The sequence below is a fragment of the Pseudomonas sp. GL_090 genome, from assembly GCF_057837765.1.
On the sequence record NZ_CM174452.1, the window covers coordinates 1 to 25,856 of the forward strand.

General features: G+C 60.1%; 23 protein-coding genes. 11 read left to right on the plus strand and 12 right to left on the minus strand.

Features of this window, described 5'->3' with window-relative positions; translation table 11 throughout:
• Genes dnaA through gyrB form a run of 4 tightly spaced genes read left to right on the plus strand, consistent with a single transcriptional unit; the run spans position 1 to position 6,198 of the window.
• A complete protein-coding gene (dnaA, locus tag AC3ITA_RS00005; protein ID WP_095943031.1) occupies positions 1–1,521 on the plus strand; it encodes a chromosomal replication initiator protein DnaA in 1,521 nt (506 codons plus the stop codon).
• A gap of 39 nt (positions 1,522–1,560) precedes the next feature.
• Complete coding sequence (dnaN, locus tag AC3ITA_RS00010) at positions 1,561–2,664, plus strand: DNA polymerase III subunit beta (RefSeq protein WP_007969885.1); 1,104 nt, start codon at positions 1,561–1,563, stop codon at positions 2,662–2,664.
• A 7-nt stretch (positions 2,665–2,671) separates the two neighbouring features.
• Complete coding sequence (gene recF / locus AC3ITA_RS00015) at positions 2,672–3,775, plus strand: DNA replication/repair protein RecF (protein WP_095943030.1); 1,104 nt, start codon at positions 2,672–2,674, stop codon at positions 3,773–3,775.
• 5 nt (positions 3,776–3,780) lie between these two features.
• Positions 3,781–6,198 (plus strand): DNA topoisomerase (ATP-hydrolyzing) subunit B, encoded by a 2,418-nt coding sequence (gene gyrB, locus AC3ITA_RS00020; protein ID WP_095943029.1) that lies wholly within the window; start codon positions 3,781–3,783, stop codon positions 6,196–6,198.
• A gap of 330 nt (positions 6,199–6,528) precedes the next feature.
• Here gyrB and AC3ITA_RS00025 read toward each other — a convergent pair whose 3' ends face one another.
• The 4 genes from AC3ITA_RS00025 to glyQ form a co-directional block, all read right to left on the minus strand.
• A complete protein-coding gene (locus AC3ITA_RS00025) occupies positions 6,529–7,308 on the minus strand; it encodes a lysophospholipid acyltransferase family protein (RefSeq protein ID WP_032829311.1) in 780 nt (259 codons plus the stop codon).
• An 83-nt stretch (positions 7,309–7,391) separates the two neighbouring features.
• Complete coding sequence (gene gmhB, locus AC3ITA_RS00030; RefSeq protein ID WP_489280829.1) at positions 7,392–7,931, minus strand: D-glycero-beta-D-manno-heptose 1,7-bisphosphate 7-phosphatase; 540 nt, start codon at positions 7,929–7,931, stop codon at positions 7,392–7,394.
• Positions 7,932–7,935: 4 nt separating this feature from the next.
• Complete coding sequence (gene glyS, locus AC3ITA_RS00035) at positions 7,936–9,990, minus strand: glycine--tRNA ligase subunit beta (RefSeq protein ID WP_095943027.1); 2,055 nt, start codon at positions 9,988–9,990, stop codon at positions 7,936–7,938.
• Positions 9,987–10,940 carry a glycine--tRNA ligase subunit alpha gene (gene glyQ / locus AC3ITA_RS00040; RefSeq protein ID WP_003187265.1) on the minus strand — a complete coding sequence of 318 codons (954 nt, stop codon included), beginning with the start codon at positions 10,938–10,940 and terminating at the stop codon, positions 9,987–9,989. The genes glyS and glyQ overlap by 4 nt, the downstream gene beginning before the upstream one ends.
• A gap of 81 nt (positions 10,941–11,021) precedes the next feature.
• Here glyQ and AC3ITA_RS00045 point away from each other — a divergent pair, with 81 nt between their 5' ends.
• The gene (locus tag AC3ITA_RS00045) at positions 11,022–11,579 is read left to right on the plus strand and encodes a DNA-3-methyladenine glycosylase I (protein ID WP_095943026.1); all 558 of its coding nucleotides are present in this window, start codon (positions 11,022–11,024) and stop codon (positions 11,577–11,579) included.
• 40 nt (positions 11,580–11,619) lie between these two features.
• Positions 11,620–12,507, plus strand: a complete 888-nt coding sequence (locus tag AC3ITA_RS00050; RefSeq protein WP_095943025.1) for a lysophospholipid acyltransferase — start codon at positions 11,620–11,622, stop codon at positions 12,505–12,507.
• Positions 12,508–12,574: 67 nt separating this feature from the next.
• Here AC3ITA_RS00050 and AC3ITA_RS00055 read toward each other — a convergent pair whose 3' ends face one another.
• The 5 genes from AC3ITA_RS00055 to def form a co-directional block, all read right to left on the minus strand.
• Positions 12,575–12,889: a tetratricopeptide repeat protein gene (locus AC3ITA_RS00055; RefSeq protein WP_150671894.1), complete on the minus strand. Its 315-nt coding sequence runs from the start codon at positions 12,887–12,889 to the stop codon at positions 12,575–12,577.
• A 166-nt stretch (positions 12,890–13,055) separates the two neighbouring features.
• Positions 13,056–14,432: a Trk system potassium transporter TrkA gene (gene trkA / locus AC3ITA_RS00060; protein ID WP_046042728.1), complete on the minus strand. Its 1,377-nt coding sequence runs from the start codon at positions 14,430–14,432 to the stop codon at positions 13,056–13,058.
• Between the two features lie 22 nt (positions 14,433–14,454).
• Complete coding sequence (gene rsmB, locus AC3ITA_RS00065; protein WP_150671893.1) at positions 14,455–15,765, minus strand: 16S rRNA (cytosine(967)-C(5))-methyltransferase RsmB; 1,311 nt, start codon at positions 15,763–15,765, stop codon at positions 14,455–14,457.
• Complete coding sequence (gene fmt / locus AC3ITA_RS00070; RefSeq protein WP_095943022.1) at positions 15,762–16,721, minus strand: methionyl-tRNA formyltransferase; 960 nt, start codon at positions 16,719–16,721, stop codon at positions 15,762–15,764. Before fmt ends, rsmB begins: the two co-directional genes overlap by 4 nt.
• Positions 16,722–16,778: 57 nt before the next feature.
• Entirely contained in the window at positions 16,779–17,285 is a 507-nt protein-coding gene (gene def, locus AC3ITA_RS00075; protein WP_095943021.1) for a peptide deformylase, read from the minus strand.
• 184 nt (positions 17,286–17,469) lie between these two features.
• Between def and AC3ITA_RS00080 the strand changes: the two genes are divergently transcribed.
• The 3 genes from AC3ITA_RS00080 to tsaC all read left to right on the plus strand — a co-directional run bounded on the left by AC3ITA_RS00080 (position 17,470) and on the right by tsaC (position 20,095).
• Positions 17,470–18,294: a peptidoglycan-binding protein gene (locus AC3ITA_RS00080; protein WP_095943020.1), complete on the plus strand. Its 825-nt coding sequence runs from the start codon at positions 17,470–17,472 to the stop codon at positions 18,292–18,294.
• Between the two features lie 81 nt (positions 18,295–18,375).
• Entirely contained in the window at positions 18,376–19,482 is a 1,107-nt protein-coding gene (gene dprA / locus AC3ITA_RS00085) for a DNA-processing protein DprA (protein ID WP_150671891.1), read from the plus strand.
• Positions 19,483–19,537: 55 nt separating this feature from the next.
• Positions 19,538–20,095 carry an L-threonylcarbamoyladenylate synthase type 1 TsaC gene (tsaC, locus tag AC3ITA_RS00090; protein ID WP_095943018.1) on the plus strand — a complete coding sequence of 186 codons (558 nt, stop codon included), beginning with the start codon at positions 19,538–19,540 and terminating at the stop codon, positions 20,093–20,095.
• A gap of 112 nt (positions 20,096–20,207) precedes the next feature.
• Here tsaC and AC3ITA_RS00095 read toward each other — a convergent pair whose 3' ends face one another.
• Positions 20,208–21,185, minus strand: a complete 978-nt coding sequence (locus tag AC3ITA_RS00095) for an NADPH:quinone reductase (RefSeq protein ID WP_150671890.1) — start codon at positions 21,183–21,185, stop codon at positions 20,208–20,210.
• Positions 21,186–21,348: 163 nt separating this feature from the next.
• Here AC3ITA_RS00095 and hemF point away from each other — a divergent pair, with 163 nt between their 5' ends.
• Positions 21,349–22,263, plus strand: coding sequence for an oxygen-dependent coproporphyrinogen oxidase (hemF, locus tag AC3ITA_RS00100; RefSeq protein ID WP_057716534.1), 915 nt, complete (start codon positions 21,349–21,351; stop codon positions 22,261–22,263).
• Positions 22,264–22,276: 13 nt separating this feature from the next.
• Complete coding sequence (gene aroE / locus AC3ITA_RS00105) at positions 22,277–23,098, plus strand: shikimate dehydrogenase (protein WP_095943016.1); 822 nt, start codon at positions 22,277–22,279, stop codon at positions 23,096–23,098.
• A 114-nt stretch (positions 23,099–23,212) separates the two neighbouring features.
• On the opposite strand, the gene AC3ITA_RS00110 is transcribed toward aroE, so the two are convergent.
• The gene (locus AC3ITA_RS00110; RefSeq protein WP_095943015.1) at positions 23,213–24,781 is read right to left on the minus strand and encodes a SulP family inorganic anion transporter; all 1,569 of its coding nucleotides are present in this window, start codon (positions 24,779–24,781) and stop codon (positions 23,213–23,215) included.
• A 151-nt stretch (positions 24,782–24,932) separates the two neighbouring features.
• Entirely contained in the window at positions 24,933–25,853 is a 921-nt protein-coding gene (gene choX, locus AC3ITA_RS00115; RefSeq protein WP_414929632.1) for a choline ABC transporter substrate-binding protein, read from the minus strand.
• Between the last annotated feature and the right edge of the window lie 3 nt (positions 25,854–25,856).

Consider the following 25,856-nt stretch of genomic DNA (forward strand, 5'->3'; position numbering starts at 1 on the left):
GTGTCAGTGGAACTTTGGCAGCAGTGCGTGGAGCTTCTGCGCGATGAGCTGCCTGCCCAACAATTCAACACTTGGATCCGTCCACTACAGGTCGAAGCCGAAGGCGACGAGTTGCGTGTCTATGCGCCCAATCGTTTTGTTCTGGACTGGGTCAACGAAAAATACCTGGGGCGTGTTCTCGAATTGCTCGATGAACACGGCAATGGCATGGCACCTGCGCTTTCCCTGTTAATAGGCAGCAAACGCAGTTCGGCACCTCGTGCCGCGCCCAATGCTCCCCTGGCTGCCGCGGCTTCCCAGGCCCAGGCTGCTCAAGCGCCAGCCAGTCCGCCGACGGCACCTGCCGCCGCGTCGACCAAGCGTGCGACGCAAAAAGTGTCTGAGGTCATTGAGGAAGAACCTTCCCGTGACAGCTTCGACCCGATGGCCGGCGCCAGTTCGCAACAGGCTCCGGTTCGCGCCGAACAACGTACCGTGCAGGTCGAAGGTGCGCTCAAGCACACCAGTTACCTGAACCGCACCTTTACCTTCGAGAATTTCGTTGAAGGTAAATCCAACCAGCTGGCGCGCGCCGCCGCCTGGCAGGTGGCAGATAACCCCAAGCACGGTTACAACCCGCTCTTCCTTTATGGTGGCGTTGGCTTGGGTAAAACCCACTTGATGCACGCTGTGGGTAACCATCTATTAAAGAAGAACCCGAATGCCAAGGTGGTGTACCTGCATTCCGAGCGTTTCGTGGCAGACATGGTCAAGGCCCTGCAGCTGAATGCGATCAACGAGTTCAAACGCTTCTACCGTTCGGTGGACGCGTTGCTGATCGATGACATTCAGTTCTTCGCCCGCAAGGAGCGTTCCCAGGAAGAGTTTTTCCACACCTTCAACGCCCTGCTCGAAGGTGGCCAGCAGGTTATTCTCACCAGTGACCGCTACCCGAAAGAAATCGAAGGCCTTGAAGAACGCCTGAAATCCCGCTTTGGCTGGGGCCTGACCGTAGCGGTCGAGCCGCCGGAGCTGGAAACCCGCGTGGCTATCCTGATGAAGAAGGCCGATCAGGCCAAAGTCGAGCTGCCTCACGATGCCGCGTTCTTCATTGCCCAGCGCATTCGCTCCAACGTCCGTGAGCTGGAAGGCGCGCTCAAGCGCGTGATTGCCCACTCGCACTTCATGGGCCGCGATATCACCATTGAGCTGATTCGCGAATCCCTGAAGGACTTGTTGGCGTTGCAGGATAAACTGGTCTCTGTGGATAACATTCAGCGCACTGTCGCCGAGTACTACAAGATCAAGATCTCTGACTTGCTGTCCAAACGCCGTTCGCGTTCGGTCGCTCGTCCGCGTCAGGTCGCCATGGCATTGTCCAAGGAACTGACCAACCACAGCCTGCCGGAAATCGGTGATGTGTTTGGCGGTCGCGACCATACAACGGTCTTGCACGCGTGCCGCAAGATCAACGAACTTAAGGAATCCGACGCGGACATCCGCGAGGACTACAAGAACCTGCTGCGTACGCTGACCACTTGATGAACACCAGCGCAGCTTATTAAGGCAAGGGACTAGACCATGCATTTCACCATTCAACGCGAAGCCCTGTTGAAACCCCTGCAACTGGTCGCAGGCGTCGTCGAACGCCGACAGACCTTGCCGGTACTTTCCAACGTGCTGCTGGTTGTCGAAGGCCAGCAATTGTCGCTGACCGGTACCGACCTGGAAGTCGAGCTGGTTGGTCGTGTTCAACTCGAAGAGCCGGCGGATCCGGGTTCCATCACCGTGCCTGCGCGCAAGCTGATGGACATCTGCAAAAGCCTGCCGAACGATGCGCTGATCGACATCAAGGTCGACGAGCAGAAGCTTGTGGTCAAGGCTGGCCGTAGCCGCTTCACTCTGTCGACACTGCCGGCCAACGACTTCCCTACCGTGGAAGAAGGCCCGGGTTCGCTGACCTGCAGCCTGGAGCAAAGCAAGCTGCGTCGTCTGATCGAACGCACCAGCTTCGCCATGGCCCAGCAGGACGTGCGTTATTACCTCAACGGCATGCTGCTGGAAGTTTCCGCCGGTGTGATCCGCGCCGTGGCCACCGACGGTCACCGTCTGGCCATGTGCTCAATGCAGGCCGATATCGGTCAGCCGGATCGTCACCAGGTCATCGTGCCGCGTAAGGGTATCCTCGAGCTGGCACGCCTGCTCACCGAGCCGGACGGCAATGTCAGCATCGTGCTGGGTCAGCATCACATCCGCGCCACCACCGGTGAGTTCACCTTCACTTCGAAACTGGTCGACGGTAAATTCCCGGACTATGAGCGTGTTCTGCCTAAGGGCGGCGACAAGCTGGTACTTGGCGATCGCCAGGCTCTGCGCGAAGCGTTCAGCCGTACCGCCATTCTGTCCAACGAGAAGTACCGTGGTATCCGTCTGCAACTGGCGAGCGGTCAGCTGAAGATCCAGGCGAACAACCCGGAGCAGGAAGAGGCGGAAGAAGAAGTGGGCGTTGAATACAACGGCGGCTCTCTGGAAATCGGCTTCAACGTGAGCTACCTGCTCGACGTACTGGGCGTGATGACCACTGAGCAGGTTCGTCTGATCCTGTCCGACTCCAACAGCAGTGCGCTGGTGCAGGAATCGGATAACGACGACTCGGCCTACGTTGTCATGCCGATGCGTCTGTAATAGCTAGATGTCCTTAAGTCGCGTCTCGGTCACCGCGGTGCGCAATCTGCACCCGGTGACCTTCTCCCCCTCCCCCCGCATCAATATTCTTTACGGCGCCAACGGCAGCGGCAAAACCAGTGTTCTGGAAGCCATCCATCTGCTGGGGCTTGCCCGTTCGTTTCGCAGCACTCGTTTGTTGCCGGTCATTCAATACGAACAATTGGCATGCACGGTTTTTGGCCAGGTTGAACTGGCGGAGGGTGGGCAAAGCGCCTTGGGCATTTCGCGGGATCGCCAAGGCGAATTCCAGATCCGTATCGATGGGCAGAACGCGCGCAGCGCCGCGCAACTGGCCGAGATACTGCCACTGCAACTGATCAATCCGGACAGCTTTCGATTGCTGGAAGGGGCGCCGAAGATTCGCCGACAGTTTCTGGACTGGGGTGTGTTCCACGTGGAACCGCGCTTCATGTCAACCTGGCAGCGCTTGCAGAAGGCCCTGCGCCAGAGAAACTCTTGGCTGCGGCATGGTACACTTGACGCCGTTTCACAAGCGGTTTGGGACAGGGAACTGTGCCAGGCCAGCGCTGAAATTGATGAATACCGCCGCGCTTATATCAAAGCCTTGAAACCAGTCTTTGAACAAACCTTGAGCGAACTGGTTGAGCTTGAAGGCTTGACGCTCAGCTATTACCGCGGCTGGGACAAGGACCGAGAACTGAGTGCTGTGCTCGCCGGGTCTCTTCAGCGAGACCAGCAAATGGGGCATACCCAGGCCGGACCACAACGTGCTGATTTGCGTCTCAGACTGGGCGCACACAACGCCGCGGACATCTTGTCCCGTGGCCAGCAGAAGTTGGTGGTTTGCGCATTACGGATTGCCCAAGGGCACTTGGTCAGCCAGGCTCGACGCGGTCAGTGTATTTATCTGGTGGATGACTTGCCGTCCGAACTGGACGAGCACCACCGTCGCGCGCTTTGCCGCTTGTTGGAAGACTTACGCTGCCAGGTCTTTATCACCTGTGTAGATCACGAATTATTGAGGGAAGGCTGGCAGACGGAAACGCCAGTCGCTCTGTTCCACGTGGAACAGGGCCGTATCACCCAGACCCACGACCATCGGGAGTGAAGGCATTGAGCGAAGAAAATACGTACGACTCAACGAGCATTAAAGTGCTGAAAGGCCTGGATGCCGTACGCAAACGTCCCGGTATGTACATTGGTGACACCGACGATGGCAGCGGTCTGCACCACATGGTGTTCGAAGTGGTCGATAACTCGATCGACGAAGCTCTCGCCGGCCACTGCGACGACATTAGCATCATCATTCACCCGGATGAGTCCATCACCGTTCGTGACAACGGTCGTGGCATCCCGGTAGACGTGCACAAAGAAGAAGGCGTTTCGGCAGCCGAGGTCATCATGACCGTGCTGCACGCCGGCGGAAAGTTCGACGACAACTCCTATAAAGTATCCGGCGGTCTGCACGGTGTAGGTGTGTCGGTGGTGAACGCACTGTCCAAAGAGCTTGTTCTTACGGTGCGCCGCAGCGGAAAAATCTGGGAACAGACTTACGTCCATGGTGTTCCGCAAGAACCGATGAAAATCGTCGGCGAGAGTGAGACAACCGGTACCCAGATTCACTTCAAGCCATCGGCTGAAACCTTCAAGAATATCCACTTTAGCTGGGACATCCTGGCCAAGCGGATTCGTGAACTGTCCTTCCTCAACTCCGGTGTCGGCATCGTCCTCAAGGATGAGCGCAGCGGCAAGGAAGAGCTGTTCAAGTACGAAGGCGGCCTGCGTGCGTTCGTTGAATACCTGAATACCAACAAGACTGCGGTCAACCAGGTGTTCCACTTCAACATTCAGCGTGAAGATGGCATCGGCGTGGAAATCGCCCTGCAGTGGAACGACAGTTTCAACGAGAACCTGTTGTGTTTCACCAACAACATTCCACAGCGCGATGGCGGTACTCACCTGGTGGGTTTCCGTTCCGCACTGACGCGTAACCTGAACACTTACATCGAAGCGGAAGGCCTGGCGAAGAAGCACAAGGTCGCCACCACCGGTGACGATGCCCGTGAAGGCCTGACCGCGATTATTTCGGTGAAAGTACCGGATCCGAAGTTCAGCTCCCAGACCAAAGACAAGCTGGTGTCTTCCGAAGTGAAGACCGCGGTCGAACAGGAAATGGGCAAGTACTTCTCCGACTTCCTGCTGGAAAACCCGAACGAAGCCAAGCTGGTCGTCGGCAAGATGATCGATGCGGCGCGTGCCCGTGAAGCGGCGCGTAAAGCCCGTGAAATGACCCGTCGTAAAGGCGCGCTGGATATCGCCGGCCTGCCGGGCAAACTGGCCGACTGCCAGGAAAAAGACCCTGCCCTTTCCGAACTGTACCTCGTGGAAGGTGACTCTGCTGGCGGCTCCGCCAAGCAGGGACGTAACCGTCGGACCCAGGCCATCCTGCCGCTGAAGGGCAAAATCCTGAACGTCGAGAAGGCGCGTTTTGACAAGATGATCTCTTCGCAAGAAGTGGGCACCTTGATCACTGCGCTGGGCTGCGGTATCGGCCGCGACGAGTACAACATCGACAAGCTGCGTTACCACAACATCATCATCATGACCGATGCTGACGTCGACGGTTCGCACATCCGTACCCTGCTGCTGACCTTCTTCTTCCGTCAGTTGCCGGAGCTGATCGAGCGTGGCTACATCTACATCGCTCAGCCGCCGCTGTACAAAGTGAAGAAAGGCAAGCAAGAGCAATACATCAAAGACGACGACGCCATGGAAGAGTACATGACGCAGTCGGCCCTGGAAGATGCGAGCCTGCACCTGAACGAAGAAGCACCTGGCATTTCCGGTGAAGCACTTGAGCGTCTGGTGACTGACTTCCGTCTGGTGATGAAGACCCTCAAGCGTCTGTCGCGCCTGTATCCACAGGAGCTGACCGAGCACTTCATCTACCTGCCAGCGGTGAGCATGGAGCAACTGTCCGATCACGCAGCGATGCAGGATTGGCTGGCTCAGTACGAAGTTCGCCTGCGCACCGTCGAGAAGTCCGGCCTGGTTTACAAAGCCAGCCTGCGTGAAGACCGTGAACGTAACGTCTGGCTGCCGGAGGTCGAACTGATCTCCCACGGCCTGTCGAACTACGTCACCTTCAACCGCGACTTCTTCGGCAGCAACGATTACAAGACTGTCGTTTCGCTAGGCGCTCAACTGAGCACTCTGCTGGACGACGGCGCGTACATCCAGCGTGGCGAGCGCAAGAAGCCGGTGACCGAGTTCAAGGAAGCCCTTGAATGGCTGATGGCTGAAAGCACCAAGCGTCACACCATCCAGCGATACAAAGGTCTGGGCGAAATGAACCCGGATCAGCTATGGGAAACCACCATGGACCCAAGCCAGCGTCGGATGCTCAAAGTGACCATCGAAGACGCCATTGGCGCGGACCAGATCTTCAACACCCTGATGGGTGATGCGGTCGAACCTCGCCGTGACTTCATCGAGAGCAACGCTTTGGCGGTGTCCAACCTGGACTTCTGATCCCGGTCGACACCAACGAAAAGGCCAACGCATTGCGTTGGCCTTTTTTATTCGCCGCGTTTTACTCTCTCGCCGGAGCAACACGCGGTCTCATTGCGGCTCCTGTCTCACGACCTACGGGCGATCCAGGCTGCTTCGTCATGGCGAAAGCCTGCGTTTGCTCCGGGCATCAAAAAACCGGCTATATCAGCCGGTTTTTTTACGTCCGAAAAAAACTTATGCACGTTTTTATGATTTTTATCATTCTAAGAAATATGTAAAAAAATCATAAGCTTACATGCAAAAAACAACGTTTTTCGATGAAACGGTACACAGGTTATCCACAGAATCTCAGACAGCCACCTGATCGTTTGAAACCGGCGCTTGCGGGGCCGGTGGCAACGAGCCCATTTCCCGTTGCATCTGCTCGTTCCACGCCTGGACCCGGTCGTTCAATTCAGCAATGGCTCGCGGTCCGGTGCCTGCGGCATACATCGGCTCGCCAATGATCACTGTGATGACGCCCTGCTTCTTCGCCCAACCGGTTTTCGGCCAAAACTTGCCTGCGTTGTGCGCAATCGGCAGCACCGGCAACTCGGCGTTGACCGCCAAGGCGCTGCCACCGCGCGAGAACTTTCCGACGGTGCCGAAAGGAACGCGTGTGCCTTCGGGGAAGATCAGCACCCAGACATTGTCCTTGAGCAATTCATCGCCTTTTTGCGCCACATGCTTGAGCGCGGCTTTCGGGTTGTCGCGATCGATGGCGATCGGTCGCAGCATGGCCATGGCCCAACCGAAGAACGGCACATAGAGCAATTCACGTTTGAGCACCTGGCTCAGCGGTGAGAAGTAGGCCGAGAGAAAGAACGTCTCCCAGGTGCTCTGGTGGTTTGACTGAATGACGCAAGGCCGTTCAGGTACGTTCTCGGCACCCTTCACTTCGTAGCGAATGCCCAGGAACACTTTGCTCAGCCACAGGGCGCAGCGGCACCAGTACACGTTGATGAAGCGATAACGTGCCTTGAAGGGCAGAAACGGCGCGATAAAAAAACTCAAGCTGCACCACAGCAAGGAGCTGGTGCCCAGTAGCAGGTAAAAGAGGAAGGTTCTGATGGCCTGCAATATCGACATGGTGACGTTTACCGTTGCGGGAATTGCCCGCCTGTATAAAGCGCACTCCTGATGGGTCCCTTATCAGGAATTTCAGAAGCACTCTAATTGTGGATAAGTTCTGCGGCAATCGCCGCCAGATCGTCAAAAATCAATGTGCCAACCGGAAGGGTTTTACCCAAAGTCTTTTCGCCTTTCCCGGTCTTTACCAAAACTGGCTGTGAATCGACGGCTTTGGCGGCCTCCAGGTCACCAAGGCTGTCGCCGACGAACCAGAGATTGGTCAGCGACACGTTGTAATGAGCGGCGATGGTTTTCAACATCCCGGGTTTCGGCTTGCGGCAATCGCAGCCTTCGTCCGGTCCGTGCGGGCAGTAAACGATCAGCCCGACTTCACCGCCCTGCTCCGCCACCAGCGCGCGCAAGCGCTCGTGCATGGCATCCAGGGTGGCGATGTCGTAATAACCGCGAGCGATGCCCGACTGGTTGGTAGCGACCGCTACCGTCCAGCCGGCCTTGCTCAACTGCGCGATGGCTTCGATCGAACCGGGGAGTGGAATCCACTCCTCTGCCGACTTGATGTAAGCGTCGGAGTCGTAATTGATCACTCCGTCCCGATCGAGAATCAGCAGTTTCAACAGCAGTCCCTCAACCCAGCAGCGAAATGTCGGCGACGCCGAGGAACAACCCACGCAGACGCGCCAGCAACGCATAACGGTTGGCGCGCACTTTTGCGTCCTCCGCGTTGACCATCACGGCTTCGAAGAACGCATCCACCGGCTCGCGCAGTGCAGCCAGGCGTGCCAGGGACTCGCTGTACTGACGCGAGGCGGCCATTGGCTGTACAGCCTGGTCAGCCTGCTGGATCGCCGAGTACAGGGAGAACTCGTTGGCATTGTCGAAGTACTTCGCTTCCACGACTGTCGGAACGGAGCCTTCGACCTTGCTCAGCAGGTTAGACACGCGCTTGTTCACGGCGGCGAGGGCGGCAGCTTCCGGCAGTTTGCGGAAAGCCTGTACCGCTTGCACGCGCTGGTCGAAGTCCAGGGCAGAGCCTGGCTTCAGGGCACGTACCGACAGGTAGGTCGCAACATCCACGCCTTCGTCTTCGTAACGGGCACGCAGGCGGTCGAAGATGAATTCCAGCACCGAGTCGTTGAGGCCGGCAGCCTTGACCTTGGTCCCGAACGCATTCACGGCGAAAGCCACGGCGTCGTTCAGGTCCAGATCCAGTTGCTTCTCGATCAGGATACGCAACACACCCAGCGCTGCACGGCGCAGTGCGTACGGGTCTTTGCTGCCGGTCGGCAGCATGCCGATACCGAAGATACCCACGAGGGTGTCGAGCTTGTCGGCGATGGCCACGGCCGCACCGGTCAGGGTGCTCGGCAGTTCAGCGCCGGCACCACGCGGCATGTACTGCTCGTTCAGCGCCAGTGCGACATCTTCCGGCTCGCCGTCGTTGAGGGCGTAGTAGTAACCGGCGACACCTTGCATCTCCGGGAACTCGCCGACCATCTCGGTCGACAGGTCGCACTTGGACAGCAGGCCCGCACGAGCAGCCCACGAAGCGTTGCCGCCAATGCGCGCCGCGATGTAGGCGGCGAGTCTGGAAACGCGCTCGGCCTTGTCGTAGACGCTGCCGAGTTTTTCCTGGAACACCACGTTTTGCAGGCGTTGGTTGAAGTCTTCGAGCTTCTGCTTCTTGTCTTGCTTGAAGAAGAACTCGGCGTCGGTCAGGCGTGGGCGAACCACTTTCTCGTTACCGGCGATGATCTGCTGCGGGTCTTTGCTTTCGATGTTGGCCACGGTAATGAAACGTGGCAGCAACTTGCCGTCGGCGTCCAACAGGCAGAAGTACTTCTGGTTGTCCTGCATGGTGGTGATCAGGGCTTCCTGCGGCACGTCGAGGAAGCGCTCTTCGAACGAGCACACCAGCGGCACTGGCCACTCGACCAGCGCGGTCACTTCATCGAGCAGGGCTGGCGGAACGATTGCCGTGCCTTCCTGACGGGTGGCCAGCTCTTCGGTGCGCTTGCTGATGATCTCGCGACGCTCGTTGGCGTCGGCCAGCACGTAGGCGGCACGCAGGTCGGCCAGGTAGCTGGACGGCGAACCGATGCGCACGTTTTCCGGGTGATGGAAGCGGTGGCCACGGGAGTCACGGCCGGCCTTCTGGGCGAGGATGGTGCAATCGATGACCTGGTCACCGAGCAGCATCACCAGCCACTGGGTCGGACGAACGAATTCTTCCTTGCGCGCGCCCCAACGCATGCGTTTAGGGATCGGCAGGTCGTTCAGGGAATCTTCGACGATGGTCGGCAGCAGGCTCGCGGTCGCCTTGCCGGCGATGCTCTGGCTGTAGCGCAGTTTCGGGCCGCTCTGATCGATTTCGCTCAGGTCGACGCCGCACTTCTTGGCAAAGCCCAGTGCCGCCTGGGTCGGGTTGCCTTCGGCGTCGAACGCGGCCTGACGTGGCGGGCCGTCGAGGTTGATGCTGCGATCCGGCTGCTGGGTGGCCAGTGCGGTGATCAGCACGGCCAGGCGGCGCGGGGCGGCATAAACGGTTTTGCTCTCGTAGTTCAGGCCGGCTGCTTGCAGGCCCTTGTCGATACCGGCGAGGAACGCCTCGGCCAGGGTGTTCAGGGCTTTGGGTGGCAGTTCTTCAGTGCCCAGTTCAACCAGAAAATCCAGAGCACTCATTGTGCAGCCTCCAGCTTGGCCAGTACTTCATCACGCAGGTCCGGGGTCGCCATCGGGAAGCCCAGCTTGGCGCGAGCCAGCAGGTAGGCTTGCGCAACGGAACGCGCCAGGGTGCGTACACGCAGGATGTATTGCTGACGCGCGGTCACGGAAATTGCCCGGCGCGCATCCAGCAGGTTGAAGGTATGGGAAGCCTTCAACACCATTTCGTAGCTCGGCAACGGCAGCGGCTGGTCGAGTTCGATCAGGCGCTTGGCTTCGCTTTCGTAGAAATCGAACAGTTCGAACAGCTTGTCGACATTGGCGTGTTCGAAGTTGTAAGTGGACTGCTCCACTTCGTTCTGGTGGAACACGTCGCCGTAGGTCACTTTGCCGAACGGACCGTCAGCCCAGACCAGGTCGTAGACCGAGTCCACACCTTGCAGGTACATGGCCAGACGCTCGAGACCGTAGGTGATCTCGCCGGTCACCGGGTAGCACTCGATGCCGCCCGCTTGCTGGAAGTAAGTGAATTGGGTCACTTCCATGCCGTTGAGCCAGACTTCCCAGCCCAGACCCCAGGCGCCGAGGGTCGGCGATTCCCAGTTGTCTTCGACGAAGCGGATGTCGTGGACCAGCGGGTCCAGGCCGACGTGCTTGAGGGAGCCCAGGTACAGTTCCTGGAAGTTGTCCGGGTTCGGCTTGAGGACCACCTGGAACTGATAGTAGTGCTGCAGACGGTTCGGGTTTTCGCCGTAGCGGCCGTCAGTCGGACGGCGGCTTGGCTGCACGTAGGCGGCGTTCCAGGTTTCCGGGCCGATGGCGCGCAGGAACGTTGCGGTGTGGAAAGTGCCGGCGCCTACTTCCATATCGTAGGGCTGAAGTACCACACAACCTTGCTCGGCCCAGTATTGCTGGAGGGCGAGGATCAAGTCTTGGAAGGTACGCACGGCTGGCGTAGGCTGGCTCACGAAATTCACCTGTTTCTTGGGCTGCGATTTAAAGAGCGGGAGTATACCCGATTCATTGCTGCGCACGCCCCCTGGAGCCTTATGCCACGCTGCTTTTGGTGTTCCGAAGATCCGCTGTACATGGCTTATCACGATCAGGAGTGGGGCACGCCGTTACGGGATGCGCAGGGTTTGTTCGAGTTGCTTTTGCTCGAAGGGTTCCAGGCCGGCCTTTCCTGGATCACCGTACTGCGCAAACGCGAGCATTATCGCCAGGTGATGTTCGGGTTTGATGTCCAGCGCGTGGCGCAGATGAGCGATGCCGAAATCGACGAGTTGATGCTCGATCCCGGCATCATCCGCAACCGGCTCAAGCTCAACGCGGCCCGGCGCAATGCCCAGGCCTGGCTGGCGCTGGAGGACCCGGTGGCGTTTCTCTGGTCGTTCGTCGGTGGTGTGCCTGTAATCAATCATTTCAAGGATCGCAGCGAAGTTCCGGCCGTGACGCCGACCGCCGTGGAAATGAGCAAAGGCCTGAAAAAAGCCGGTTTCACGTTCGTCGGCCCAACCATTTGCTATGCGCTTATGCAGGCTTCGGGCATGGTCATGGATCACACCCGGGACTGCGACCGCTACGCGCAGTTGGTGAACGGCGGTTAGAATGGCCGCCTCGCGCACAGCACAAAATCAGGAGTGACCTGTGGATAAGTTGAAAGGCGCCTTGCTGGTAGGCGCTCTGCGGCTGTTTGCCCTGCTTCCGTGGCGGGCCGTGCAGGCCGTGGGCTCGGCGATTGGCTGGGTCATGTGGAAAACCCCGAACCGTTCCCGCGACGTGGTGCGGATCAATCTGTCCAAGTGCTTTCCGGACATGGACCCCGCCGAGCGTGAACGCCTGGTGGGCCAGAGCCTGAAGGACATCGGCAAGTCCCTGACCGAAAGCGCCTGCGCCTGGATCTGGCCGGCCGAACGCTCCATCGACCTGGTTCGCGAGGTCGAAGGCCTCGACATATTGAAGGACGCCCTCGCCTCCGGCAAAGGCGTGGTCGGCATCACCAGCCACCTGGGCAACTGGGAAGTGCTCAACCACTTCTATTGCAGCCAGTGCAAACCGATCATTTTCTACCGTCCGCCGAAGTTGAAGGCGGTGGATGAATTGTTGCAAAAGCAGCGGGTGCAGTTGGGTAACAAGGTTGCCGCTTCCACAAAGGAAGGCATCCTCAGTGTCATCAAGGAAGTGCGCAAAGGGGGGGCAGTGGGCATTCCCGCTGACCCGGAACCATCCGAATCCGCCGGGATCTTCGTGCCGTTCTTCGCCACTCAGGCGCTGACCAGCAAGTTCGTGCCGAACATGCTGGCCGGCGGCAAAGCGGTCGGCGTGTTCCTGCACGCCCTGCGCCTGCCGGACGGTTCCGGCTACAAAGTGATCCTTGAAGCCGCGCCGGAAGCCATGTACAGCACCGATACAGCGGAATCCTGTGCGGCCATGAGCCAGGTGGTCGAGCGCTATGTGCGGGCTTATCCGAGCCAGTACATGTGGAGCATGAAGCGCTTCAAGAAGCGCCCACCGGGTGAAGAGCGTTGGTATTGAGTCGATTGGAATGATCTGTGGATAACCTTGGCATCGGGGGGTTATCCACAACCGTTCATTCGTCTGATCAGTGCGCCTGACGCTCGAGCTTCTTCAGGAACACCGTCATTTCCTTCTCGGCCTGCTTGTCGCCATGGGCGCGAGCGGCTTCCAGGCCTTGCTCCCAGGCCTGCCGCGCGGCCGCAAAGTCCGCCAGCGCCAGATGGGCCTTGCCCAGTAGTTTCCACGCCGCCGAATACTTCGGATCGAAATCGACGCAGCGTTGAAAATGCTCCGCAGCCTTGGCGTTTTCCCCCAGATCCAGATAGCCCTTGCCCAGACCGAAGCGCAGCAATGAGTTATCCACACCCTTGGCGAGCATTTTTTCCAGGGATTCGATCATGGTGGACTCCTTGCGTGAGGCATGTCAGGGGTTGATTTATTGTAGGAGCGAGCTTGCTCGCGATGAACCCGAGAGCGACGCGGGGTGTCTGGTTTCCAGCATTATCGTTGACGACCATCGCGAGCAGGGCTCGCTCCTACAAAGTCAGGACAGCGCTAAATCCGGATCAGAAGAAACTCAACCCCACATGGAAAAGCTTCTCCACATCGCGAATATGCTTTTTATCCACAAGGAACAGAATCACATGGTCGCCCGCTTCGATCACGGTGTCGTCGTGGGCGATGATCACTTCTTCGTCGCGGATAATCGCACCGATGGTGGTGCCCGGCGGCAGGCCGATGTTTTCGATGGCCTTGCCGATCACCTTGCTCGATTTCGCATCGCCATGGGCAATCGCCTCGATGGCTTCTGCCGCGCCCCGGCGCAGTGAGTGCACGCTGACGATGTCGCCCCGGCGCACGTGGGCCAGCAAGGTGCCGATGGTCGCCAGTTGCGGGCTGATGGCGATGTCGATGTCGCCGCCCTGGATCAGATCGACATAAGCCGGGTTGTTGATGATGGTCATCACCTTCTTCGCGCCCAGGCGCTTGGCCAGCAACGATGACATGATGTTGGCTTCGTCGTCGTTGGTCAGGGCCAGGAAAAGGTCGGCGTCGGCAATGTTCTCCTCCATCAGCAGGTCGCGGTCCGAAGCACTGCCTTGCAACACCACCGTGCTGTCGAGGTGGTCCGAGAGATGACGGCAACGTGCCGGATTCATCTCGATGATCTTTACCTGATAACGGCTTTCGATGGCTTCGGCCAGACGTTCGCCGATCTGCCCGCCACCGGCGATGACAATGCGTTTATAAGTTTCGTCGAGACGGCGCATTTCGCTCATCACCGCACGAATGTTCGCCTTGGCGGCGATGAAAAATACTTCGTCGTCGGCCTCGATCACTGTGTCGCCCTGGGGCAGGATCGGCCGGTCACGACGGAAAATCGCCGCGACGCGGGTTTCCACGTTCGGCATGTGTTCACGCAATTGCCGCAGCTGCTGGCCCACCAGCGGCCCGCCGTAGTACGCCCGCACCGCCACCAGTTGCGCCTTGCCTTCGGCGAAGTCGATCACCTGCAAGGCACCAGGGTGCTGGATCAGACGCTTGATGTAGTTGGTGACCACTTGTTCCGGACTGATCAGCACGTCCACCGGAATCGCTTCGTTCTGGAACAACTGCTCTTCGCGGGTCAGGTACGCGGCTTCGCGAACCCGGGCGATCTTGGTCGGGGTGTGGAACAGGGTGTGGGCGACCTGGCAGGCGACCATGTTGGTTTCGTCGCTGTTGGTTACGGCGACCAGCATGTCGGCGTCATCGGCACCGGCCTGACGCAGCACCGTCGGGAATGAACCGCGACCCTGCACCGTGCGAATGTCCAGGCGGTCGCCAAGGTCGCGCAGGCGTTCGCCATCGGTGTCGACCACAGTAATATCGTTGGCTTCGCTGGCCAGGTGTTCCGCCAGCGAACCGCCGACCTGCCCTGCACCGAGGATGATGATTTTCATCCAGTCACTCCATTGAATCCATTTAACCGCGCGCGGCGGCGATCTTGATCAGCTTGGCGTAGTAGAACCCGTCGTGGCCACCTTCCTGGGCCAGTAACTGGCGACCATGGGGCTGCTTGATGCCGGCCGCCGTGGCGAGGTCCAGTTCACGAGCACCCGGCGTGCGGGCGAGGAAGGCTTCGATGACTTCGGTGTTCTCGGTCGGCAGCGTGGAGCAGGTGGCGTACAGCAGGATGCCACCCACCTCCAATGTGGTCCACATGGCGTCGAGCAACTCGCCCTGTAGCAGTGCCAGCGCGGCGATGTCGTCGGGTTGGCGGGTCAGCTTGATGTCCGGGTGACGACGAATCACACCCGTGGCCGAGCATGGCGCGTCCAGCAGGATGCGCTGGAACGGCTTGCCGTCCCACCACGCCTGAGTGTCGCGACCGTCGGCGGCAATCAGTTCGGCGCTCAGTTTCAGGCGTTCGAGGTTTTCCCGCACCCGCACCAGCCGCTTGGCCTCCAGGTCTACCGCCACGACACCGGCCAGTTTTGGCTCGGCTTCGAGGATGTGGCAGGTCTTGCCACCTGGCGCACAGCAGGCGTCCAGCACCCGTTGGCCCGGCGCGAGGTCGAGCAGATCGGCAGCCAGTTGCGCGGCTTCGTCCTGCACGCTGATCCAGCCCTCGGCGAAGCCTGGCAGGCCGCGCACGTCGGTGGCGGCTTCGAGCACGATGCCGTCGCGGCTGTACACACATGCTGTGGCGGCGATACCCGCGTCAGTTAGCAAACCGAGGTAGGCATCACGGCTGTGATGGCGACGGTTGACCCGCAGGATCATCGGCGGATGCGCATTGTTCGCCGCGCAAATGGCTTCCCATTGCTCTGGCCAGAACGCCTTCAAAGATTTCTGCAACCAGCGCGGGTGAGCGGTGCGCACCACCGGATCGCGTTCCAGCTCGGCGAAAATTGTTTCGCTCTCGCGTTGAGCATTACGCAGCACCGCGTTGAGCAACGCCTTGGCCCAGGGCTTTTTCAACTTGTCGGCGCAACCGACGGTTTCACCGATGGCGGCATGGGCCGGGACGCGGGTATAGAGCAGCTGATAGAGACCGACCAGCAACAGTGCCTCGACATCGGCGTCGGCGGCTTTGAATGGTTTCTGCAGCAGCTTGGCCGCCAGTGCCGACAGGCGCGGCTGCCAGCGCGCGGTGCCAAAGGCCAGGTCCTGGGTGAAGCCGCGATCACGGTCCTCGACCTTGTCCATCTGCGTAGGCAGCGAACTGTTGAGCGAGGCTTTTCCGCTCAGGACAGCGGCAAGTGCCTTGGCGGCGGCCAGACGCGGGTTCATTGAGCGTCCGCCGCTTGACCGAGGACAGTGCCGGCTGCGAATTTCTCACGGCGGCTGTTGAACAGGTCACTGAAGTTCAGCGCCTTGCCGCCGGGCAATTGCAGGCGGGTCAGGCACAAGGCCTGCTCGCCGCACGCGACGATCAGACCGTCCTTGCTGGCGCCGAGGATTTCACCCGGGGCGCCTTTGCCTTCGGCCAGATTTGCGGCCAGCACTTTCAGGGCTTCGCCGTTCAAGGTGCTGTGGGTGATCGGCCATGGGTTGAAGGCCCGCACCAGACGCTCCAGCTCAACGGCCGGGCGACTCCAGTCGATGCGTGCTTCGTCCTTGTTCAATTTGTGCGCGTAGGTGGCCAGGCTGTCGTCCTGCACTTCGCCCTCCAGGGTTGCGGCGGCGAGGCCGGCAATCGCCTGGACCACGGCCGGCGGGCCCATTTCGGCCAGGCGATCATGCAGGCTGCCGCCGGTGTCTTCGGCGCTGATCGGCGTAGCGACCTTGAGCAGCATCGGCCCGGTGTCGAGGCCGGCTTCCATGCGCATCACGGTCACACCGCTTTCGGCGTCCCCCGCTTCCACGGCGCGCTGGATCGGCGCCGCACCACGCCAGCGTGGCAGCAGCGAGGCGTGACTGTTGATGCAACCCAGGCGCGGAATATCCAGCACCACTTGCGGCAGGATCAGGCCGTAGGCGACGACCACCATCAGGTCCGGCTTCAGTGCAGCCAATTCAGCCTGAGCATCTTCATTGCGCAAGGTCGGCGGTTGCAGCACCGGGATATTGTTCTCCAGAGCAAGCTGCTTGACCGGGCTCGGCATCAGTTTTTGCCCGCGACCGGCCGGACGATCCGGTTGAGTGTAGACCGCGACGATCTCGTAAGGGCTGCTCAGCAGGGCCTTGAGGTGTTCGGCGGCGAATTCCGGGGTGCCGGCAAAGACAATGCGCAGTGGCTCAGGCATGGGTGACGTCTCTTGAAAAGAAAAAGGCTTGCCGCAGCAAGCCTTTGAAGATGGGCATCAGGCGTTCTGGCGATGAAGCTTTTCCAGTTTCTTCTTGATGCGGTCGCGTTTGAGCGTCGACAGGTAATCGACGAACAATTTGCCGTTGAGGTGGTCGCATTCGTGCTGGATGCACACGGCGAGCAAATCTTCGGCGATCAGTTCGTAAGGCTGGCCGTCGCGGTCCAGTGCCTTGACCTTGACCCGTTGTGGGCGATCTACGTTTTCGTAGAAGCCCGGCACCGACAGGCAGCCTTCCTGATACTGGCCCATCTCGTCGGTCAGCGGTTCGAACTCGGGGTTGATGAACACTCGTGGTTCGCTGCGGTCTTCGGAGAGGTCCATCACGACGATACGTTTGTGCACGTTGACCTGGGTAGCGGCGAGGCCGATGCCAGGCGCTTCATACATTGTTTCAAACATGTCGTCGACCAACTGACGCACTTCGTCGTCCACTACGGCCACTGGCTTGGCGATAGTGCGCAGACGCGGATCAGGGAATTCGAGGATGTCTAAAATGGCCATAAGCTTGATTAGTGCACGTGTGAAGTAAGGTCGGGTCGATGGCCTGGCGGTCCGAAGATGCAGGCTACCGTTGTAAAACGTAGCTCCCTTTTGTTGACAAGCAAGTCTTGATAAGCAAGCAGGGAGCGAGCCTCTGACGGCTCTGGCGTTTCACGCGAATGCACATAATAAAGGGATTCACCGCATGAGGAAATCACTACTCGCCCTGCTGCTGCTGGCCTCGGCCGGTTGGGCGTACGGGCAAGTGCAACTTCGGGAAGATATTCCCACCATAAAGCTGTCGCCTCAGGTGCGTAGCAGCCCGGCAACCGAGGCTATCCCCGGCATTGCGCTGAAATCCATCAACAGCTTTCTGCTGAGCAACCGCATCGTCGACAAGGCCGAGGATTTCGACAAGGCGCCTTACATCGTCGCTGGCGATTCCGAACGCGTACTCAGCGGCGCGGGTGACCGCATCTTTGCCCGTGGCCATTTCGATCCGGCGCAACCGGCGTATGGCATCTTCCGCCAAGGCAAGGTCTACACCGATCCGCAGAGCAAGGAGATTCTTGGGATCAACGCCGACGACATCGGCAGCGGTGAGGTCGTGGCGACCGAAGGCGACGTCGCTACCCTGGAGTTGCAACGCACGACCCAGGAGGTCCGCCTCGGCGATCGTTTGTTTAGCGGTGAAGAGCACGCGATCAACTCGACCTTCACGCCCAGCGCACCGAGTCACGAAATCAACGGTTTGATCATCGATGTACCGCGTGGGGTCACGCAGATCGGCGAGTTGGACGTGGTTACGCTGAACAGGGGGCAGCGCGACGGCCTGGCCGAAGGCAATCTGCTGGCGGTAATGAAGACCGGCGAAACCGTGCGCGACCAGATTACCGGTCAGCCGTTGAAAATTCCCGATGAGCGCGCCGGTCTGCTGATGGTTTTCCGTACCTACGACAAACTCAGTTATGGGCTGGTGCTCAGCGCTTCGCGCTCGCTGTCGGTGATGGACAAGGTGCGAAATCCGTAAGCGTGCTTCACAAGTTACCAACAGAGTTATCCACAGCTTATTCCCGTTTGTACGGGGGCTTATTACGATCAAGGATGATCCATGTCGCTGCCTGCTGTTACACCGGTTTCCCCCGCGGAACTGGAAGCTCGATTACGTCTGCACCGTTTGCCGGAACTCGGTCCGGCACGGTTCAAGAAGCTGCTTGAAGCCTTTGGCTCGGCGTCCAAAGCGATCAGCGCACCGGCCAGTGCCTGGCGCGCGCTGGGTTTGCCACTGGCCTGTTCCGAGGCCAGGCGTAGCACTGAAATCCGTGACGGTGCCAGTCATGCATTGGCCTGGCTGGAGCGCCCGGCCCAGCATTTACTGATGTGGGACCAGCCGGACTACCCGGCCCTGCTGGCACAAATCAGCGATGCACCGCCGCTGTTATTTGTCGCGGGCGATCCGGGCATTCTGGAAAAACCACAACTGGCGATGGTCGGCAGCCGTCGCGCATCCCGGCCAGGAATGGACACCGCTGCCGCATTTTCCCGCAGCCTGGCAGGTGCCGGTTTTGTCATTACCAGCGGCTTGGCCCTGGGCATTGATGCCGCCGCGCACCAGGCCGCGCTCGACGTCGGCGGGCAAACGGTCGGTGTGCTCGGTACGGGGCTCGAGAAGTTTTATCCACAGCGAAACAAACGCCTGGCGGACGCCATGATCGCTATGGGCAGCGCAGTGCTTTCGGAGTTTCCGCTGGACGCTGGGCCCAGCGCCGGCAACTTCCCCCGGCGCAACCGGATCATCAGTGGTTTGTCTCTCGGGGTGCTGGTGGTCGAAGCCAGTGTCGCCAGCGGTTCACTGATCACCGCGAGGCTGGCGGCGGAACAGGGGCGCGAGGTGTTTGCGATGCCCGGGTCGATCCATCACCCCGGCGCCCGCGGCTGTCATCAGTTGATCCGGGACGGTGCGGTGCTGGTGGAAACCATCGAACATATCCTCGAAGCCTTGCGCGGCTGGCAACGACTGCCGTTATCCACAGAAATCTGCACCCCTGCAACGACTCACCCGCTGTTGAAACTGCTGCTTTCCGCGCCTCTCACCAGTGAAGCGCTGGCCGATGCAAGCGGCTGGGCCTTGCCGAAAGTGCTGGCGGCGTTGACGGAACTGGAAATGGATGGCCGCGCCGTGTGCGAAAGCGGGCGCTGGTTTGCGCGGGTGAGCTAGGTTTTATAAACAAGATCGGTAAACTGCGCAGAGCCTTAGTCTGGAGTGTTTTTTCATGGTCAACAGTTGGCGTGTGCAACAAGCCGCGCAAGCAATTCGCGCCGGGGCGGTGATTGCCTACCCAACCGAAGCAGTCTGGGGCCTGGGTTGCGACCCGTGGGACGAGGAAGCGGTGGAACGTCTGCTGCTGATCAAGGGCCGTTCTATGGATAAGGGGCTGATTCTGGTCGCCGACAACATCCGTCAGTTCGATTTCCTCTTCGAAGACTTCCCCGAGTTGTGGATGGACCGCATGGCCAGCACCTGGCCGGGTCCGAACACCTGGTTGGTGCCGCACCAGAACCTGCTGCCGGAGTGGATTACCGGCGTGCATGAAACCGTGGCGCTACGGGTCAGCGATCACCCGATGGTGCGGGACTTGTGCGCGCTGGTCGGGCCGCTGGTGTCGACGTCGGCCAACCCGCAGGGGCGCCCGGCGGCGCGTACGCGAATTCGCGTCGAACAGTATTTCCGTGGCCAGGTGGATCTGGTGCTGGGTGGCAATCTGGGCGGGCGCAAGAACCCGAGCGTGATTCGCGATCTGGCGACGGGCAGGGTTGTGCGCCCGGACTGATACCCAGGTGCGCCCATCGCGAACAGGCTCGTTCCCACATGGGTTCTGTGTCGAACACAAATCCCCTGTGGGAGCGAGCTTGTTCCGGGCGGCGTTCCGCCGATGGCGTCAGTCAGGGCAACAACACCACCGAGCCCGTCGTGCGCCGCGCCGACAACTCGGTCTGCGCCTTCGCCGCTTCAGCCAGTGGATAACGCTGGCTGATGTCCACGGTCAGCTTGCCGCCGATGATCATCTCGAACAACTCGTCGGCCATGCGTTGCAGGCTCTCGGCGTTGTTCGCATAAGTGCCCAGGGTCGGCCGGGTCACGTACAGCGAGCCTTTCCCCGCCAGGATCCCCAGGTTCACGCCGTCGACCGCGCCGGACGCATTGCCGAAACTCACCACCAGCCCACGCGGCGCTACGCTGTCGAGTGAAGTCAGCCAGGTGTCCTTGCCAACGCCGTCGTACACCACCGGGACTTTTTTGCCGTCGGTCAATTCCAGCACGCGTTGCGCGACATTTTCATGGCTGTAGTCGATGGTCGCCCAGGCGCCGTTGGCCTTGGCCAGCGCGGCTTTCTCCGCTGAGCTGACAGTGCCGATCAACTTCACGCCCAAGGCCCTGGCCCACTGGCAGGCCAGGGAACCGACTCCGCCGGCCGCGGCATGGAACAGGATGGTTTCGCCACCCTTGAGTTCATACGTCTGACGCAGCAGGTACTGCACGGTCAGGCCCTTGAGCATCACGCCGGCCGCCTGTTCGAAGCTGATGGCGTCCGGCAGTTTCACCAGATTGGCCTCGGGCAAGACGTGAACATCGCTGTAGGCGCCCAGTGGCCCGCTGCCATAGGCCACGCGATCGCCGATCTTGAAACGGGTCACGTCGCTGCCCACCGCCTCGACCACGCCCGCACCCTCTGAACCGACACCGGACGGCAGAGATGGCGGTGGATACAAACCGCTGCGGTAATAAGTGTCGATGAAGTTCAGGCCGATGGCCTTGTTGGTCACGCGCACTTCCTTCGGACCTGGCTCGGCGGGTTGATAATCCACGTATTCGAGCACTTCGGGGCCGCCATGGGCGCGGAACTGGATACGCTTTGCCATCAGAACTCTCCATAGGTCGTTTTACCAGGCTCCCTATCGGACTCCTAAGCTTGATCTTCGTCAACTGCGACGGGGTGACTTGCGATGGTATGCTACGGGCCCATTTGCGCAGGCTGAGCTCCAATGGAGCGCCGCGTTGTTTTGCCCGATTCAAGGTGATGACATGACGACCCGCACCGAGGCCGTAAAAGCCTACCTGCTCGACCTGCAAGACCGTATTTGCGCTGCCCTGGAAGCCGAAGACGGCGGCACGCAATTCGTCGAAGACGCCTGGACCAGGCCGGCGGGCGGTGGCGGTCGCACCCGCGTGATCGAAAACGGCGCGGTGATTGAAAAGGGCGGCGTCAACTTTTCCCATGTCTTCGGCAGCGGTCTTCCACCGTCTGCCAGCGCCCATCGACCGGAACTGGCCGGTCGTGGCTTTGAAGCCCTGGGCGTGTCGCTGGTGATTCACCCGCACAACCCCCACGTGCCGACTTCCCACGCCAACGTGCGCTTTTTCATCGCTGAAAAAGAAGGTGAAGAACCGGTCTGGTGGTTCGGTGGCGGCTTCGACCTGACTCCGTATTACGGCAACGAAGAAGACTGCATCCACTGGCACCGAGTCGCCGAGCAGGCCTGTGCGCCGTTCGGTCCGGACGTCTACCCGCGTTACAAGGCCTGGTGCGACAGCTACTTCCACATCAAGCATCGTCACGAGCCGCGTGGCATCGGCGGCCTGTTTTTCGACGACCTGAACGAGTGGGACTTCGACACCAGCTTCGCCTTCATGCGCGCCATCGGCGACGCGTACATCGACGCCTATCTGCCGATCGTGCAGCGCCGCAAGAACGATGCGTTCACCGCCAAGCAGCGCGAGTTCCAGGAGTTCCGCCGAGGCCGCTACGTTGAATTCAACCTGGTCTACGACCGCGGCACGCTGTTCGGCCTGCAATCGGGTGGGCGTACCGAGTCGATCTTGATGTCGCTACCGCCGCAAGTACGCTGGGGCTACGACTGGAAGGCCGAGCCTGGCAGCGAAGAAGCCCGCCTGACCGAGTATTTCCTGCAAGACCGCGATTGGTTGGCCGAAGCCTGAACGAGGAAACCTGATGGACCGTTATGTCGTATTCGGTAACCCGATAGGCCACAGCAAGTCGCCGTTGATCCATCGCCTGTTCGCCGAGCAGACCGCGCAACAACTGGACTACAACACACTGCTGGCGCCACTCGACGATTTTTCCACCTGTGCCCGGACGTTTTTCCTCGAGGGACGCGGCGCCAATGTGACGGTGCCATTCAAGGAAGAAGCCTATCGGCTGGCGAACAGCCTGACGGCGCGGGCGCAACGGGCCGGAGCGGTGAACACCCTGAGCAAACTGGCCGATGGCAGTCTGCTGGGCGACAACACCGATGGGGCCGGGCTGGTGCGCGACCTGACGGTCAATGCCGGGTTCAGTCTCAAGGGCAAACGCATCCTGCTGCTCGGCGCTGGTGGCGCGGTGCGTGGTGTTTTGGAGCCGTTGCTGGCCGAGCAACCGGCATCGGTGATCATCGCCAACCGCACGGTAGAGAAGGCTGAGTTGTTGGCGGAACTGTTCTGCGATCTGGGGCCGGTCTCGGCCAGCGGCTATGACTGGTTGCGGGAGTCGGTGGACCTGATCGTCAACGCGACGTCGGCGAGCCTGACCGGCGATGTGCCGCCGATTGCATCCAGCCTGATCGAGCCTGGCAAAACGGTGTGCTACGACATGATGTACGGCAAGGAGCCGACCTCGTTCTGCCGCTGGGCCAGCGAACACGGAGCTGCGGTGGCGATGGATGGCTTGGGCATGCTGGCCGAGCAAGCGGCGGAGGCGTTCTTCCTGTGGCGCGGTGTGCGTCCGGAGACGGCGCCGGTGTTGGCCGAACTTCGCCGGCAGTTGGCGTTGTAACCCCTGTAGGAGCAAGCCTGCTCGCGATTGCGGTGGGACAGTCAGCAGAGATGTTGAATGTGATTCCGTCATCGCGAGCAGGCTCGCTCCTACAGGGATTTGCGAAACGTCGGATTAATCCTCAAACCGAATCGGGCACTTCTGCGCCCCTTCCAGCTTCCTCAACTCCTCCACCACCTGTGGCCGGGCCCGGCGCAAGGTCAGGCTGCGATCCTGGCGAAGCAGGCGTCGCGCTTCCTGATGCAGCATTTCCACCCCTGAATAGTCGATGAAGTTGATCTGCTGTGCCTCGATCACCACGCGCGCGCCGTGCATGCGTTGCAGGCGCACTTGCAGGTAATGGCTGGCGCCGAAAAAGATTGAGCCCCCCACCCGCAAAATGTCTTCCTCGCCATCTCGCACATGCTGCACCCGTGGTTGCGATGTGCGCTTGAGGTAGAAAAAAAGCGAGGCCAACACACCGGCGTAGATCGCAGTCTGCAATTCCAGCAACAACGTGGCGACGCAGGTCAGCGCCATGACCACGAATTCAGCACGGCTGACCCGCAACAACGCGCGAATGCCGCGATGGTCCACCAGTCCCCAGGCGATCAACAGAATGCTCCCGGCCATCGCGGGAATCGGGATGTGTGCGATCAGGCTCGCGCCGAAGATCGCAAACAGCGCCACCCACAATGCCGAAAAAATTCCGGCCAGTGGCGAACAGGCCCCCGCTTCATAGCTCAGGCCTGAGCGAGTGAAAGAGCCGGCTGACAGCGATCCGGAAAAAAACGCACCGACGATATTCGACAGGCCTTGGGCACGAACTTCCTGATTCGCGTCGAGTAATTGCTGCGAACGTGCGGAGATCGAGCGAGCAATCGACAGGCTGGTGACCAGCCCGAGCATACCGACCGCCACCGCGCTGGGCAGCAGGCGCAGGATCAGATCGAGATCCAGCGGCAACGGACTGAAAGGCGGCAGTTTGCCGGTAAAGGCGCTGACCAGTTGCACATGGCCGAACATTGATGGCCAGAGCCAAACCAGCAAGCCGCCGAGGATCAGAGTGATCAAGAGCGTCGGCCAGCGTGGCAGCAGCAGCTTGAGGATCACGCCCACCACCACTGTCGCCAGCCCCAGTGCCAGCGAAGGTTTGTCCACTTCGCCGAAATGACGCAACAACGTGATGAAACTGTCCAGCGCGGTGGCCTGGATGGGCAGGTCCAGCCCCAGCAGGTTAGGTAATTGACCGATGGCAATCACCACGGCGGCACCCAGGGTGAAGCCGAGTACCACCGAGTGCGAGACGAAATTCACCAGCGCGCCAAACCGCAGCAAACCCAGCAGCCACTGAAAGAGGCCGGCAAGAAACGTCAGCAACAGGATCAACATGACGTAGTCCTGCGACGCTGGCACGGCCAGAGGACTGACGCTGGCGTACAGGACAATGGAGATGGCCGCCGTAGGACCGCAGATCAGATGCCAGGACGAGCCCCAGAGACAGGCGATCAACACCGGGATGATTGCTGCGTACAGGCCGTATTCCGGCGGCAGGCCGGCAATCAGTGCGTAGGCAATGGATTGCGGCAGTGCGAGAATCGCGCCGCTGAGGCCAACGATCAGGTCGCGACCGACACTGGCGCGGGTTTGCCGGGGTAGCCAGGTGAGGAAAGGGAAGAGTGAATGGCGGCTTGGCAGGGCCATGGGGCCTCTCGGTGAATGACTGTAAATGCGTCAGGGTGGTGTGTCAGATGTCATGACGCAAGAGCATAAATCGATTCGCGAGCAGGCTCGCTCCCACAGAGACTGAGCGGACCTGTGGGAGCGAGCCTGCTCGCGAAGGCGTCCTTGAACCTTAAAGCTTGGCTTTGACCGCCGGCAACGCATCTTTGCCATCCACGGTTTTCACCCCATCGAGCCACTTGTCCAGCACTGCCGGGTTGGCCTTGATCCACGCCTTGGCCGCGTCGGCATTGCTGACTTTCTTGTTCACCACCTCGGCCATGATGCTGTTCTCCATGTCCTGGGTGAAACTCAGGTTGGTCAGCAGTTTGCCGACGTTCGGGCAGGCCTGTGCATAACCTTTGCGAGTCAGCGTATGCACGCTGCCGGTATCACCGAAGTATTTCTCGCCGCCCTTGAGGTAATGCATTTTCAGTTGCACGTTCATCGGGTGCGGGGTCCAGCCGAGGAAGGTCACGAATTTCTGTTTTTTCACCGCGCGGGACACCTCCGCCAGCATTGCCTGCTCGCTGGACTCGATCAATTTCCACTGGCCCATGTCGAAATCGTTTTTCTTGATGATTTCTTGCAGTGAGATGTTCGCCGGGGCGCCGGAGCCGATACCGTAGATCTTGCGGTCGAACTTGTCGGCGTATTTGTTCAGGTCGGCAAAGTTATGCACACCCGCGTCCCACACATAGTCCGGAACGGCGAGGGTGAATTCGGTACCGTCGAGGTTCTTCGCCAGTTGCGTGACATCGCCGTTGGCGACGAACTTGTCATAGAAGCCCTGCTGCGCCGGCATCCAGTTTCCCAGGAACACATCGACCTGGCCATCCTTGAGCCCGCCAAAGGTGATCGGCACCGCGAGAGTGTCGACCTTGGCCTTGTAGCCCATGCCGTCCAGCAGAAACCCGGTGATGGCATTGGTCGCGGCGATGTCGCTCCAGCCCGGGTCGGCCATTTTCACGGTCTCGCAACTCTGCTCGGCAAACACCGATGCACTGCCCAGAGTCAGGAGCCCGACCGTCAGTACTGTGGATAACCTTTGCATGGA